Raw genomic sequence first — 15379 nt, 5'->3', positions numbered from 1 at the left:
AAAGAAATCCGGTTTCTCCGGGCACTATTCTACGGGTACTAAAAAGGGGCCTCGCGGCCCCTCGAGAGAATCGGGTACTACTTACTTTGAAATGGTGACAGATTGCTCACTATCAAAATCCAGTTGCTTCAACTCATTGAAAAACGTACCCAACAACTGCTTGTCGCTGGTGATATCGATATCGAACAGCGAACTCACACTCCAAAACTCGGCGTTACAGGCATCTCCATTAAGATCCGCCTTCCCGAGTGTGCCACCAGAAATCCACAATGTGTTTTGCTCGGCATCCAGTAACAGGCTTTGCACAGCGCCTTGTTCGGGATCAAGCTCATTATTGATTCGGGCATTCGTGCAATTATCCAGTAGCCCGACGATTTCCGAAGACTCCGGGTTGTAGCTGTAAAGCCCATCTGCGGATTGCATCAATATGTAGATCAGGCCGGAATCCGGGTGAATGGCGACGTCTACCGGCACATCGAACTTCTCGGCGGACTGGACCAGCACATCCGTGCCCCCTGTCGCCAGGTCAAACGCCAGCACGCCGTTAAACTTGGTATCCGATACCAGCAGACGGCGCCCTTCCTCGTCGAGTGTCGCTCCGGTAAAAGCAAACACAGACCCACCACTGCAGTCAGATCCTGAATATCCTTTAACAAACCTGGTCCAGCTGCCATCATCCGGGCTCACGCTATAAATAGTACTGCCAAATACTGCGTAAATTCGATTGCCGGTTTTATCCAGAACTACATCCTGGGCAGTATGGTTACATTCCATATCAAACCCGGTCAGGATACTCCGGTCACCGGTATCCAGGTCCACTTCAATTAGATACTCCGCAGCATTTCCGCCATCGTCCAACAAATACGCTTTACCTTTTTCTTCGTAAAGCGCTACACCGCGTGGAGCAAGCATACGTTTGCCGCTGCCAACCCCGTTGCCGGCGAATTCTGACCTTTCACCGGTCTCGGTGTTCACAGCCATTACATAGTCAAACCCGGAATCGGCAATCAACAAGCGGTTATTGGCTTCATCCAGGCCAACAGAGCGAATCTGATCGATGTTCATTTCCAGCTCATCAACCTCCAGGGACAACGTATGGATTTCCCCGGTAGCAAGGTCAGCCCTGGCAATCCCCTCATAACCCGCCAAATAGGCCGTTGTTTCCGCTGCATTTGCGGCAATACCGGCCAAGAGGAGGTTTGGTGATGGGGCAATCTCCGTCGTCACGGACCCGTCGAGGGCAACCTTGCGCAATCCATCCGCATCGCTTTCCCCCCAATAGCCAGTGAACGCCAGTAAACCATCGGACAGCAACTCAAAAGTATTTGAGGCTACGACCTTTCCATCGGTTGTTTCACCATCGAAAACCGAGGTGAAGTCACCACCAAAGTCATATCGAAGGACTTGTGATTTATGTGATACATCACTGTCTGCAGAAAAATATTTGAATAGCAGGTAAAGACTCGCGTTATCGGCTGAGGATCGCATTTCCTGCAAATGTACAAAGCTCCATTCACTCGTGTCATAGGAGAGGTCGCGCAGCGCTAGACTGGATTTACTGCCGGTTTCCAGAGAAACTTCAGACAACAACAACCAACTTCCATTCAAAGTTCCGCAGACAACGCTATCGGTATCTCCGCGGTAAGTCAGCACATCACACCAGCCGAGCTCCGCCACATCATGTGGCTGATACTGATTATCATCGAGACCATAGGAAATCAGCTGGTCACGCTGGGCCTGCCCCACCAACCGGCGATTAACGTCATCGATAGCGAAACGGGTGGGCACTTTTCGGGTAATCACTTCCGCAAAACCTGCGGAGTCATCCACGTTCCCCAGTCCATCTTCGGTACTCACCACGAGCTCAGTACTGTCTCCGGCCTCCACTGGCAGTGTGATTTCCCACGTAACCTGGGTAGTCGCAGACTCTTCAGCGGCAGGAGTATTGCTGGACACGCCCGTGCTGAACGCAGCGGGGGCGGAGCGGTTCACTGCGAAGGGGGACGCAACTGGGTTGATCTCCGCCTCAACACCATTGACCTTGACGGATGCAACCCCGGCATCATCACTCGCTGTGCCTTTTACCAGGATGAGTCCACTCTCTGTGCGGGATACTTTCCAGGGGAACAAAATACGCGCGCTGGGCCCCACGACGTCCGCCATCTTGAAGGTAGCGATGACTTCACACACACCATCTACAGCGGCCGTTTCGTACTGAAGCTCATTCAGAACGCCATCGCAACCAGAAACAGAATCAATGGCATACCCCTCATCGGGAGTAAGTGTAAATACCGCGGTGGCTCCCTCTTCTACCATCAACTGCAGCGGGTCTATGGAACCGCCCTCGCTGGCTTGAGCAGTAACCTCGAACTCCTGCACCGGCGGTTCAGTTCCGCCGGAGGAGCTTCCACTGGAAGAACCACTACCAGAAGAGCTGCCGCTACTGGAAGAAGAACTACTTGAGGAACTACTAGACGAGCTACTACTGGACGAGCTGCTGCTGGACGAGCTACCCGATGCACCACCATCGGAACCTCCCCCGCCGCCACAAGCAGAAAGTAATAGACTGAGCAGGACTACTGCGCCGAGCTTGGACAGCTCCATACAACCCCCAAATTATTATTAAGTCGTCGAACAAACGACCGATTATGTAGGGCTCGCATTGCGCTGACAATCTGAAAAAAACACGGCAAAATTTATGGGACTTTATTCCCCTCGAATCGTGACACAAGACACATCAGCCTCCATGACTTCGTCGCCACTCTCTACCCGGTCAAAAAACAAGCAGAAGTGAAGCGCTAATGCAGGGAGCCTACTCCACGGGCACATGTAAGAATGAGGCGGCGTGGCACAGTTCGGCCACCAGTCCCGCTACTGCCAGGGCTTCCAGGATTTCCGCATCACTGGCACCCGCCTCCCGGGCAGCATCAACCACCTTGTCACCGTGATCATGGGGACTGCTATTTCCGTGGCGCGCGACTTCCAGTAGAGCGTGCTCTTTCCGGTTGTAATGGGCGTGATCCGGATCAGTCCGAATGCGAAGAATCTCATGGGGGTCTACACCGAGCTTTTGCAGCAAAGCGCTGTGCTGTGAAATACCGTAATCGCTATGTTCATCTGCAGCGATCATCAGGGCAATCCCCTCCTTCAGCTTTGGTGACAGGTGCCCGGTAAGCATCACATGTTGATACCGGTCCCAGAGCTGGGTCAGGATCGTCGGGTTGTTGGCATAAGCGCGGAACAGATTCGGTACAGAACCCAGCTGTGTGCGCACATCGTCGAGCACCGCGGTCACCTGCGCTTCATTCGGTATTCCAGTCGTTTTGCTAACCAATGGCATGTTGCTCATATCCACCTCCGTCTCTGCCGCAGGCGGCACAGATTCTGGTTGGCTGCGCCTGAATACTGGATATAATCCCAGCATGCGCAAAATCATCCACTGCGACTGTGATTGCTTCTACGCCTCGGTAGAGATGCGGGACGACCCCAATTTACGCGGGCGCCCCATTGCCGTGGGCGGAGCCAGTGATCGCAGGGGCGTTATCTCTACCTGTAACTACGAGGCACGCAGCTTCGGGGTTCGCTCGGCCATGCCGACAGCACACGCCAAAAAGCTGTGTCCTGATCTGATTGTAGTGCCGGGAAACATGAAAAAATATCGGGAAGTGAGTGCACAGATCAGGGATATATTCCTACTCTATACGGACTCCATAGAACCGCTATCCCTTGATGAGGCCTACCTCGATGTTACTGACAGTGCTCACTGCAGTGGCAGCGCAACTTTGATCGCCAAAGAAATTCGCGCACGGGTATGCGAAGACCTCGGAATTACTATTTCTGCTGGGGTAGCACCGAATAAATTCCTGGCGAAAATCGCCAGTGACTGGGAGAAGCCGGACGGACTTACCGTCATTCCGCCCAATGCTGTGGAAGACTTTGTTCTGCGACTTCCGATTAAGAAAATCCACGGTGTCGGACGAGTAACAGCGGAAAAGATGCAACGTGAGGGCATACGTACCTGCAGTGATTTGCGGCGGTTTAGTCTAGTGGAAATGGTGCAGAAATACGGCAAGTTCGGCAATCGCCTGTATCACCTGTGTCGAGGCATCGATGATAGGGCAGTCAGTAACGACGGGTCCCGGAAAAGCGTCAGTGTCGAGTGCACATTCAACGAAGATCTCGCGGTGCAAGAAGCCTGGCAGGAACAAATGGTGGACCTGTATGGCCGCCTACAGGAGCGCCTTGAAAAACTAGGTGACCGCTATGAAATAGCCGGCGCGATTGTCAAAGTTAAATATGCCGATTTCACCCAATCCACGCACGAGCGAACCAGTAAAGCGGGTCGCATCAGCGAGTTTAAACAACTATTGCAAGAGTGCTGGGACAAGCGCAGCGACCCCATCCGGCTACTCGGGGTCGGCATCAAACTCAAGGACTTACGCGCCGAATTGGGCCCGGAACAGTTGCCGCTACCCCTCCGCTACCGGTCCCCCGTCAACACCTGAAATTGCTCAATTTTCAGTCTACTGCCGCGCCTCGCATGTCACGAGAAGGGCCGCAGAAAAAAGGATGGAACGCCAGCCCCTGCGCCTTTTCAAACACGGAACCTTTTCACAAGATACCGGTCTGCCCCCTCCGGGCTATACTGCCAACACGGTCCTCAAAGCAGCCTCACACAGTTTATGAAGCGTGTTCTCCCCAGTGCTTTTGTCGGTTGGTTTCTCAATTACGCGCGTAAGCTAAAGCACCCACAGTTATTCAAGTGGATGTGTGCCCTGTTTCTGATCGACCTGATCATTCCCGATTTCGTGCCATTTGTAGATGAAATTCTTTTGGGGCTTGGAACGATTTTTCTAGGCTCATGGCGCAAAAGTCGCGAAGAACTGAGAGACCCACCTGAGCGCGAGGAAAGCGTCGTAAAAGGGACCACAGAAAAGGCCCCGGAGCCGAAAAGCAGCGCATATGCGCCGCCTGCAGGAAAAACAAAATACGGAAAACACTGAGTCAGAGAGTGGTATTCGCCGCGTGAATGCTGCGGCGAAATAACGTTAACAGACAATTTACTGGTTCATCGATGTACTCCCGAAACGGAATCTTCGGGGGGTGTGCAACCGAGTAAGTGACAATGGGAATTGGAGCCAAGGAGGCAAATCCCATGTTTGCGGACAAGTTGTGCAGTCTCAGTGATGAAGACTTATTGCAAAAGTTTTACAACACTCGCAATCCGAAAGCCTTTCGGGAAATCTACCAGCGGTACAGAGACCCTCTGTTTCGCTACTGTGCTCAGATGGACCTGGGCCGCTGTACATCCCTGATGGAAGAGTTCTGGTTAAACCTGCTCCAGGAGCCGCCTGCGCTACACGGCCAGCGTCTAAGGAACTGGCTGTTTATCCGATTGAATCGACTACTGAATTCAATCAATACCACAGCCCCAGATCCTTGCGTTCAAGGCGAAGCATCCCTGCAATCGGCGATCGACGGCTCCGAAGTACTCAAGGCGGTCCAGCAGTTACCGCGGCGTCAACGCAATATTTTTTTGCTGTTCAACGAGTGCAACCTGTCACTGGCGACCGTCGCTGATATTGAGCGGATATCTCTCGCTCTGTGCCGCCAGGAGCTGGCAGACGGGCGACAGTCAGTAGCCTTCAACCTCCACGGAAGTGCCCGCAAGCCCTGGAAATCCAGCGTCACTCTTGCGAGGGAAGCCGCGGAGCAGGAAACCGGCACACAGTCACAATCCCCAACTGTCACTGAAACCGAAAAGCCCAGGTCACGCTTTCCGTGGGGTAAGAAAAAGGTTAATGGCAAATCAATTTCTGACAATCCTTCCACGACGAATACACCTGCTGAGGTAGCGCGAGCATGAGCAGCAAGCATTGGGAAAAATCGTACCGGAGCGCCATTTCGGAGATACATACTCCGACCGCTCTGGACGACAGGGTGCTCAACAGTATTAGGGGGGTGAAGCCTATCCGCCCTGTGCGCCCACAGCGCGAGCGCAGTGGCCTGCTCTCGAAGGCTGCATCCAGCTTCAGCGCGCTCGCCATTGTAGTGGTGCTATTGCACCCGGCGCAGTATATCGGCGCAGCTCCCGGCCAATCTGGACTAGTCGATAAAGGCCAAATTCCGGCCGCAGGACCAGAACGCTATCGGTCGAAGACTGCTGCCGCGCACGACGTAACAGACAAGTGGCACGTACTCAGAACAGAAGTAAATGCGGGAAGCTATATGCAACTGTGCGCTCAGTGGCGTCGTCAGCAGCGTTCTGGTACCGCGGATACCCTGCCCACGGATTTAGCCAACAAGGCCCGGCAACACTGCCGTATTTTGCCCTGATCAACACTCGGCCTGAACCATGGTTCTCTACGTTACGTCGAGTTAGTATTTCACACCCCTTTTAACCCCCTTCCATCACGTCTTCCAGTTGCTCGGCACAATATGATCGTGTGGAAAGGGGCAGCAGGCCTGTGGGCGATGGTGCTACCGAAAGGCGATTTGGCAGCAGCTTCCGGATCTACGTAAATAAGCGGATGATCCAGCGTTTAGAACGCCGAAACACCGCCGTCGACGGCCAGTGTCTGCCCCGTTACATAGGTGAGCGCCGGCGAACACAGCATCAACATGGCACTGACCACTTCTTCCGGTTTACCCAATCGCTTCATGGGGCATCCGGACGCAAAAATCGCGTGCACCTGATCTACTGTAGCGCCTTCGGGAGCCTGCATATCGGCAACCATTGGCGTGAGGGTGTAGAAAGGACAGATGGCGTTCACGCGCACGCTGTGGCGGGCATACTCTACCGCTGCGGTGCGGGTCAGGCCTACCACCGAGTGCTTGGCGGCAGAGTAAGGGGCAGCCTTGGGTGCGCCGCCGATACCGGCCATGGAGCTCACATTCAGGATCACGCCGCTGCCCTGGGTTCGCATTACCTTGAGCTGATGTTTCATGCCGAAGAAAACCCCTTTCACATTCACCCGGTGTTGCAGGTCGAAAGTTTCTTCATCCACTTCCTCAAAATACCGCAAAGGCGGGGCGATGCCGGCGTTGTTGATGGCGATATCCAGCCCGCCAAAGTTTTCCCGTGCCAGTGCCACCATAGCCGCGCAATCAATCTCCGAGGAGACATCACAGGCCATCGCCTGTACTTCGACGCCCTGTGCGGTAAGCTTTTCCACCACCGCCTCCAGACCAGCCTCGTTAATATCACCCAGCACCAGCCGTGCACCGCGGCGCCCCAACTCTTCGGCGATTAATGCACCAAAGCCGCTGGCTGCGCCGGTAATCAGCGCAACCTTGCCGGTAAAATCCAGCATCGGGTCTTTTTGAAACTGTTCCCTGGATAGTTGGGTCATAATTACAGGCCCCCACAGGACGTCAGGCCACCGTCCACCACCACGCACTCGCCGTTGGTATAACTGCCGGCATCGGAAACCAGATACAGCACGGTACCCGCCATTTCTTCCGGTTCGGCGTGGCGGTGCATAGGAATATGACCGATGGCGGTGTTGTAGATTTCTTCGTGGGAGAAGAGTGCGCCGGCAAACTTTGTTTTGGTGAGACCCGGTAACAGGGCGTTAACACGGATATTGAACTGGGCGCACTCCTTGGCAAAGGCTTTGGTCATATTTACTACCGCCGCCTTGGTGATGGAGTAGATGCCCTGCCCCACACCCGGCTGCAGCGCATTGATGGACGCTGTATTGACGATGCAGCCACCGCCGTTTTCCCGCATCAACTTGCCCGCTTCCACAGACATAAAGAAGTAACCGCGGATATTCACCGCCACGGTTTTTTCAAAGGCGCCGATATCCGTATCCAGAATATGGCCGAAGTACGGGTTGGTTGCGGCATTGTTAATCAGAATATCCAGCTTGCCGTACTGCGCACGGATATGCGCAAACACCTGCTCGATATCTTCCATATTACCGATATGGCAGGGCAGCGCTTCGGCCTTGCCACCCGCTTCGTTAATCGCGTCCACCACAGCCTGACAGCCTTCAATCTTGCGGCTGGAAACCAGCACATGTGCGCCCTGCTCCGCCAAGAGTTTGGCAATGGCCTCGCCAATACCGCGGCTCGCACCAGTAACCAGGGCAATTTTTCCACTCAGATCAAAAAGATTGGTCGCCATATATTTCTCCCAACAGTCATTTCGTTGTCTTTTTGAATGTATTTTGATTTCAGGATTCTTTTTGTTTACGTCTAGTGACAGCGCAGCGAGAGGCCAGAGAAAAGCACCGAGTTTGCCACGTCTTTACTGGAGACACTGCCATTTCACCACTTGAGGCCATTTCAAGACAGCGGTAGTAATCTGCGCAGGCGGCACCGGGTTATTCAAACGGCGGCGTGACAGGGAGATAAGGCTAGCGATTCGCCGCAGATCATCAAAGTTTATTATGTAAATATTCGTACATTCACCTCGGTGATACCCAAACCCAGCCCCGAGGGGCGCATTGACCGTGTAGCCGCAACAGATCGGAATGAATCTCTTCCGGGTGCTGGACGCCATCTATAGCAGCCGCAAGCTGACCCGTGCGGCAGAGCGGCTGCATATCACCCAACCGGCGGTTTGAGCCAGCCAGCACTCCGCCCGCTGCTTCGAGCTGCCTTTCCAGACCCCACAGATGGACCGGCACCTATTGTGGCACCGCAGCCAGGGCGAAGACCGCGCACATAACTAGCTGCGGGCGCCGATCAATTCACTGTTTGGATAAGGATTCGGTCGGATTGGTCAATGCCAGCCTATTCTGAGGCTTGCTATTCTTGAGCTCAGATATGCAACTTTTTGCATATATCTCTTCATAAACAGAACATTTACAGCAGGCCCGTCAGCACCGAGCCAAGCCACAAGAGTCAGACAGAAAGAGAATGACCACCATGACAAACGCCTACCCCAACCTCCTGGCCCCGCTGGACCTGGGCTTTACCACCCTCAAGAACCGCGTCCTGATGGGCTCCATGCACACCAATCTGGAAGAGCACCCGGGTGGCTTTGACCGCTTAGCGGCGTTTTACGGTGAGCGCGCACGCGGTGGGGTTGGCCTGATAGTGACCGGTGGCATTGCGCCGAACGAGGAAGGTGGCGTATTTCAGGGGTCATCGAAGATGACCACGGCGAAGGAGGCCGAGGATCACAAGGCGATTTCCGCCGCGGTGCACAACGAAGGTGGCAAGATCTGTATGCAGATCCTGCACGCGGGCCGCTATGCCTATAACCCCAACCTGGTGGCTCCCTCCGCGATTCAGGCGCCGATCAATCCGTTTACGCCAAAGGAATTGAGTGACGCGGAAGTCGAACAGCAGATCGACGATTATGTGCGCTGCGCGACCCTGGCGAAGGAAGCGGGGTATGACGGTGTGGAGGTGATGGGTTCCGAAGGCTACTTCATCAACCAGTTTATCGTTGCCCGCACCAACCACCGGGGCGACCGCTGGGGCGGCAGTTTCGAAAACCGCACCCGCCTGCCCATCGAGATCGTGCGCCGCATTCGCGAGGCGGTGGGTGAAGACTTCATTATCATCTACCGCCTGTCCATGCTGGACCTGGTGGAAGGCGGCAGTGACTTCGATGAAGTGGTCGCGCTGGGTCAGGCCATCGAAAAGGCCGGTGCCTCCATCATCAACACCGGTATCGGCTGGCACGAGGCGCGGGTACCGACTATCGCCACCAGCGTACCCCGCGCGGCGTTTGCGGATATAACCGCCAAGGTGAAACAGCACCTGAGCGTGCCGGTGGTCACCAGTAACCGCATCAATATGCCGCAGGTAGGCGAAGACGTGCTGTCTGCCGGCAAGGCGGATATGGTCTCCATGGCCCGGCCATTTCTGGCGGACGCAGAGTTCGTCAACAAGGCAGCAGAAAACCGCGCGGACGAAATCAATACCTGTATCGGCTGTAACCAGGCCTGTCTGGACCACACCTTCGAGCTCAAACTCACTTCTTGCCTGGTCAACCCGCGCGCCTGTCATGAAACAGAGCTGAACTACCTGCCGGTAGAAAGCGCGAAGAAAATTGCCGTGGTGGGCGCAGGCCCTGCCGGCCTCGCCGCCTCTACCGTTGCCGCAGAACGCGGCCATCAGGTGACACTGTTTGAAGCGAGCGACAAGGTGGGCGGCCAGTTCAATATCGCCAAGCAGATCCCCGGCAAGGCGGAATTTGAAGAGACCCTGCGTTACTTCAAGCGCAAACTGGAACTGACCGGAGTGGAAGTACGCTTGAATACCGTCGCTACCGAGGAAAATCTGGCGGAGTTCGACGAAGTCATCATCGCCACCGGCATTTCCCCACGCAAACCGCCGATCGACGGTATCGATCACGCCAAGGTATTGACCTACCTGGACGTGCTCAGAGACAAAAAGCCAGTGGGCAAATCCGTGGCGATTATCGGTGCCGGCGGTATCGGCTTCGACGTGGCGGAATACCTGACCCACAGCGAAGACCACGCCAACGAGCTGATCGCCAGCAACAAGGAAGAGTTCTTCGACGAATGGGGTGTGGATATCGCACTGGAACACCGCGCCGGACTGAAACCACAACAGCCAGTGACCAGCCCGCGCCAGATTTTCCTGCTGCAGCGTAAAACCTCAAAAGTGGGCGCGGGCCTGGGTAAAACCACCGGCTGGATCCACCGCACCAGCCTCAAGCACCGCAAGGTGCAGAATCTCGCTGGCGTGACTTACGAAAAGATCGACGACCAGGGGCTGCATATCCGTCTGGGCGAAGAGCAAAAGATACTGGAAGTGGATAACGTGATTGTCTGCGCCGGCCAGGAATCCCTGCGTGCGTTGCACGACCAATTGCAAGCGCGGGGTCAAACGAGTCACCTGATTGGCGGAGCTTTTGAGGCCGCTGAACTCGACGCCAAACGGGCGATCGACCAAGGCTCTCGACTGGCGGCGGCGATTTAAACTTTCACTCGCAGCCGAACTGCTCCAGGGTGCCCGAAACGGCACCCTGATACTTACCTGTGACTTACGAGTGAGTTACCGCTCACCGGCTCACATCATCCCGCCCTAAGTGCTAGCGCTATCTCCATGCGCTTATTGCACTTCAATATTCACATCCCCTGATTCGACGCACTCTCCCCCTCCCAAAAACAGCAAAATTGCAAAGGCTGACTATACTCTATCGTACGGAATAGTCCGCCAGGGAAGCGGGCACGTGCCTGGGCTAACGCGCGAGCCCCCTTAAGGCCAACTGTTCCATAACCCCAAAATAATGATCAACAGGGATAGTCTCGAGCATGGCAACCAGTGCGACCAGCGTTTCATTTTCCGAGTTATTAGTGCGGGCCAAACCCCGGGTCCTGACACAGCTCGCACAGCAGAGCCCCCCGTACACCGTCTTCTTTTCGATCAGCGATGGTGCGCAAAGAGCCAAGGTCTGCCACGAGACAGCGGAAGATATTGACGCACTCTGGCTTAAGCTCGCCAGTCAGGCACGCAAACTGATCAAGAGCGCAAAAATATCACCCAGCTGGTTCCGTGTGGACTGGGTTACCAAAAGAGAACCGATTAACTGGGAAACACTCAACAAACGATTCCAGAACACCAAACGCGGCTATTTCCGATATGGACTGGCGCTGGATCCAGAATGCAAAATCGCCTTCCTTGAGCAGGAACTGAATGGAAACGCGATGCTCTATGGTGGAAATAAAATCCATCATGTGGTTATCAATCGACAAAAATTTCGAGCCTATACCGATTCTCGATTTAGCCCACAAACACCACTCGACTTCGACAAAAACTCTCCCGTTGTGGTACTGAGTACTGAAGGAATATTCCTCGACCCGAAAACACCACCACAATTACTATACGGCCCAGGAAGAAATGCTGGCCGTCGAGTAATTGAGCAACTCGACGACAAATCGACCTACGGACTTATAGATTCCAGTGGTAAGTATCTGGCAAGCCAAGTCAAAGCCAGCGGTCGGTTTAACTACGGTTGGCACTGCTGCTTTGATCGCCCAATCAATACCTACAACACACTTCGCCATACCAGTTCAACTTACGCCTTAACCGAAGCCTGGGAAGTAACGCAAGACCCAGGGATGAAACGTGCCATCGACCGTGCATTGCACCACCTTACAGAAAAACTGATTCAACGCACACAGCTCCCATCCGGTGAGAAAGCCGCATTTTTAATCGAGGCCAATGGCGAGATCAAACTGGGGGGTAATGCGGTATGCCTGTTGGCACTCACCAAATACAGCGAACTTACCGGCACCACGAAATATCTGGAGTTGCTCGAAGAACTGGCTGTGGGAATCCAGTTCATGCAGAACCCTGTATCCGGGAAGTTTGTCCATGTCCTCCAATACCCGGAGCTATCTGTAAAAGAAGAGTTTCGTATTATTTACTACGATGGCGAGGCCGCTTTTGGATTGATGCGCCTGTATGGACTCACGAAAGACGATCGATGGCTACAGACCGTTGAGAAGGCTTTTGATTATTTTATTGAAAACAAACACTGGCAAGCACATGACCACTGGCTCAGCTACTGCGTCAACGAGCTCACGCTATACCGTCCACAAGAAAAGTACTACCAGTTCGGTATTCAAAATGTATCGGGATACCTGGACTTCGTGCTCGATAGAATCACTACATTCCCGACGCTACTTGAGCTAATGATGGCGGCCGAGAGAATGGTATCTCGACTGAAGGATCAGACGGCATTCAGCCACCTTCTTAAGCAGCTAGATCTTGAAAAATTCTATAGAGCACTCCACACTCGCGCGAAGTACCTGCTGAATGGTTACTATTGGCCTGAATACGCCATGTACTTCGAGAACCCCAAGAGGATAACCGGTAGCTTTTTCATCCGCCATCACGCATTTCGTGTACGTATTGACGACGTGGAACATTACCTCTCGGGATTTATCGCCTATCGGAAACTCTTGATTGAAAAACCCAATAACGTTTCCCAATCAATCGAGGTAGAAAAAACCTCGACAATCCCTAAAAATCCACACGTTGAAAGCGGTGGCGCAAACGGCATCAAAAGCCCTGAAGAGATCAGACCTATACCGGTTGCTGACAACTGGAATATGGAAAACGTGCTAGAGGCGACATCGGGGAAATGGTCCTCTCCTCCAAAACCAAACTGGCGATCTACCGGGCTGTGTATCTTCTCTCCAGGGATGCGCCCGGGCAACATGGTTATTCTCCGGCCCGAAAACGACAAGCGCTTTATACACCCCACTCAGATTCGCAATTTACGCTATACCCCGCAAGCGATAATTACCGACAACCCCGATTATCGTTCAAAGAATGGCACTCCCATTTTGCAAGTCAGCGAAGTGCGCAAAGCCATCTTGGATATAGGCCGTTACTCTCGAGCGCAGCTTCAAGGGAAAATCATCGGTATTACAGGCAGCTCGGGGAAAACCACCAGCGTTGCGATGCTCCAGCATATGCTCAGGCCCTGGGGAACCATTGGAAGAACAGAGCATAATGCCAATCTCCCACTGGGTATTTCCTGGAATCTTGCCTCTATTCCATGGAGCACAAAATTTACTGTGCTCGAAATGGCAATCGGGAATATGCAGTTAAACTCATCCATCGCACGCCCCGACGTCGCCGTTATCACCAATATTCATCCGGCGCACCTGGAGTACCACCACAACACAGAAGAAATCGCCAGAAAGAAAAGTCGAATATTCTCCGGCATGAACCCTGGAAGCATTGCGGTCATTAATCGGGATATCGATGAGTGGCCCATAATTGTGGCGGAAGCGCAGAAATTCCGATTGAAAATCATTACTTTTGGCGAGCACCCACAAAGTGATTTCCAATTAGTCAGATACACCTCCCAGACCAGAACAGCAACCGCTACGCACAGCGGCGAGAGCTTTTCGTTTGACACAGGGGCACCCGGTACTCACATGGCTATGAACGGCATTGCTTGCCTGGCGTGTATCCATGCACTGGGACTCGACTACCGGATATCTCTCCCGCTGCTTCCACTCTTCGCGCCGCTTCCTGGCCGTGGAAATCTCTCAAGAGCAAACCTTCACGGTAAACAGATTAACCTTATTGACGAGGCTTACAATGCCAACCCGGCATCAATGCAGGCCGCACTAAACTTAATCAGAGATACGCCGCTAGAAAACAGTGACGCAAAGAAGATCCTTGTACTGGGTGACATGCTGGAACTGGGTGATAAATCACAGTACTATCACGAAACGCTCGCCCCCTACATCACACAATCCGGTGCTCACAAGGTATATCTTCTTGGTGAGCAGATGAAGAGCCTTAATCCAAAACTCTCGGAAAATGGCATAGACTGCAGTTTTTTCACTGATTCATCTGCATTAAAAGACGCGTTGACCAGCGCTATCAATCAAGATGATCTCCTTCTATTCAAGGGTTCACATGGCAGCGGTCTACACCTACTCGTCAAGGAAATACTTGAGCCCGAAAGTACCACATAAGTTTTCATCAATCTCGAGCCAACCCAATAGATCGAATAGCTCAAGTGGAAGATAGAACATCCCCGACAATTCCTGTCGTAACCGCAAAGAGCGCGCTTGCGGCGATTATTGATACAGAAAAAGAAAGTGAAGTTAACTTCATCTTCGAACAAAGTGCGGACATTTCGATTGCACCAGCATCGATAACCAAATTATTGACGGCTTTAACCGCAATCAAAATCGTCCTTCATAATAATATTTCCCCCGTTACTTCCCTGAAGGTTATCGACTCGGACGATGTAGAAGGGTCAGGCAGAAACCTAAAAACAGGCGATCAGCTCTCGTTATTAGACTGCCTCGCAAATCTTTTGATTTCTTCGTCAAATATCAGTGCCAATGTGATCGCACGAGAAATTGGTACCATTCTTCACAACAGAAACCCAGCTATTGCCAGAGGCCCAATTGATCGATTTATTGTAGAAATGAATACGGTCGCCAGACGACTGAATATGAGGAGGTCCAACTTCGTCAACCCTCACGGCCTCCCCGACAAGGCGCAGCGATCCACTACTCGCGACCTCTACCACCTGGTAAGGAAATGCTCAGACAACGTAATAATTCGTGGACTTTGGGGGAAGCCATGTTACAAAATCTCCGTTCAAGGAAAGAACGCTCGCGATCTAGATATTCAATCTATCTTCATTTTTTCGACTCTGGCTGCCGTTCCCAGCCTCCACATCCCCTACTTCCGGGGTGGGAAATCTGGCACCTTATGGCCGTCTTATTTCAATCTCGCGGCAATCTCAGATGTAAACCCTCGTAAGCAACTAATCACCATCACCGCCGGCTCTCCCACAGTACAAGATCGGTACAACGACTATCTTTCGCTTGTCGACTTTGGACGCTCGACCACATCTATTGAGCCATCGCCCTTACAGCCCCCACTATCTGAATAGTACTGAGTATAT

Annotated in this window: 12 protein-coding genes; 8 read left to right on the top strand and 4 right to left on the bottom strand. The window is 53.2% G+C overall.

Features of this window, described 5'->3' with window-relative positions:
• Positions 1–81 precede the first annotated feature (81 nt).
• Together ACYX4K_RS03755 and ACYX4K_RS03750 are read right to left on the bottom strand one after the other, a co-directional pair.
• Positions 82–2604 (bottom strand): InlB B-repeat-containing protein, encoded by a 2523-nt coding sequence (locus ACYX4K_RS03755; protein WP_475093443.1) that lies wholly within the window; start codon positions 2602–2604, stop codon positions 82–84.
• 208 nt (positions 2605–2812) lie between these two features.
• Positions 2813–3349 carry a carboxymuconolactone decarboxylase family protein gene (locus ACYX4K_RS03750; RefSeq protein ID WP_475093444.1) on the bottom strand — a complete coding sequence of 179 codons (537 nt, stop codon included), beginning with the start codon at positions 3347–3349 and terminating at the stop codon, positions 2813–2815.
• A 73-nt stretch (positions 3350–3422) separates the two neighbouring features.
• Here ACYX4K_RS03750 and dinB point away from each other — a divergent pair, with 73 nt between their 5' ends.
• The 4 genes from dinB (at position 3423) to ACYX4K_RS03730 (ending at position 6336) form a co-directional block, all read left to right on the top strand.
• Positions 3423–4505 (top strand): DNA polymerase IV, encoded by a 1083-nt coding sequence (gene dinB, locus ACYX4K_RS03745; RefSeq protein WP_475093445.1) that lies wholly within the window; start codon positions 3423–3425, stop codon positions 4503–4505.
• Between the two features lie 177 nt (positions 4506–4682).
• Complete coding sequence (locus tag ACYX4K_RS03740) at positions 4683–5003, top strand: DUF6116 family protein (protein WP_475093446.1); 321 nt, start codon at positions 4683–4685, stop codon at positions 5001–5003.
• A gap of 152 nt (positions 5004–5155) precedes the next feature.
• A complete protein-coding gene (locus ACYX4K_RS03735) occupies positions 5156–5866 on the top strand; it encodes an RNA polymerase sigma factor (RefSeq protein WP_475093447.1) in 711 nt (236 codons plus the stop codon).
• Positions 5863–6336, top strand: a complete 474-nt coding sequence (locus ACYX4K_RS03730) for a hypothetical protein (protein ID WP_475093448.1) — start codon at positions 5863–5865, stop codon at positions 6334–6336. The genes ACYX4K_RS03735 and ACYX4K_RS03730 overlap by 4 nt, the downstream gene beginning before the upstream one ends.
• Before the next feature lie 206 nt (positions 6337–6542).
• On the opposite strand, the gene ACYX4K_RS03725 is transcribed toward ACYX4K_RS03730, so the two are convergent.
• Both ACYX4K_RS03725 and ACYX4K_RS03720 read right to left on the bottom strand, forming a co-directional pair.
• Positions 6543–7352, bottom strand: a complete 810-nt coding sequence (locus ACYX4K_RS03725; RefSeq protein WP_475093449.1) for an SDR family NAD(P)-dependent oxidoreductase — start codon at positions 7350–7352, stop codon at positions 6543–6545.
• Positions 7353–7354: 2 nt separating this feature from the next.
• Positions 7355–8131 (bottom strand): SDR family oxidoreductase, encoded by a 777-nt coding sequence (locus tag ACYX4K_RS03720; RefSeq protein WP_475093450.1) that lies wholly within the window; start codon positions 8129–8131, stop codon positions 7355–7357.
• Positions 8132–8480: 349 nt separating this feature from the next.
• Here ACYX4K_RS03720 and ACYX4K_RS03715 point away from each other — a divergent pair, with 349 nt between their 5' ends.
• The 4 genes from ACYX4K_RS03715 to ACYX4K_RS03700 all read left to right on the top strand — a co-directional run bounded on the left by ACYX4K_RS03715 (position 8481) and on the right by ACYX4K_RS03700 (position 15367).
• On the top strand, positions 8481–8573 hold the full coding sequence (locus tag ACYX4K_RS03715; RefSeq protein WP_475093451.1) for a helix-turn-helix domain-containing protein: 93 nt from the start codon (positions 8481–8483) through the stop codon (positions 8571–8573).
• A gap of 304 nt (positions 8574–8877) precedes the next feature.
• Entirely contained in the window at positions 8878–10908 is a 2031-nt protein-coding gene (locus ACYX4K_RS03710) for a 2,4-dienoyl-CoA reductase FMN-binding domain-containing protein (RefSeq protein WP_475093954.1), read from the top strand.
• Between the two features lie 335 nt (positions 10909–11243).
• Positions 11244–14432, top strand: a complete 3189-nt coding sequence (locus ACYX4K_RS03705) for a UDP-N-acetylmuramoyl-tripeptide--D-alanyl-D-alanine ligase (RefSeq protein WP_475093452.1) — start codon at positions 11244–11246, stop codon at positions 14430–14432.
• A gap of 44 nt (positions 14433–14476) precedes the next feature.
• The gene (locus ACYX4K_RS03700) at positions 14477–15367 is read left to right on the top strand and encodes a D-alanyl-D-alanine carboxypeptidase family protein (protein WP_475093453.1); all 891 of its coding nucleotides are present in this window, start codon (positions 14477–14479) and stop codon (positions 15365–15367) included.
• The last annotated feature ends 12 nt before the right edge of the window (positions 15368–15379 follow it).

This window comes from Microbulbifer sp. ABF4_107 (genome assembly GCF_056312215.1).
This window is presented reverse-complemented; position numbering and strand designations above follow the sequence as displayed.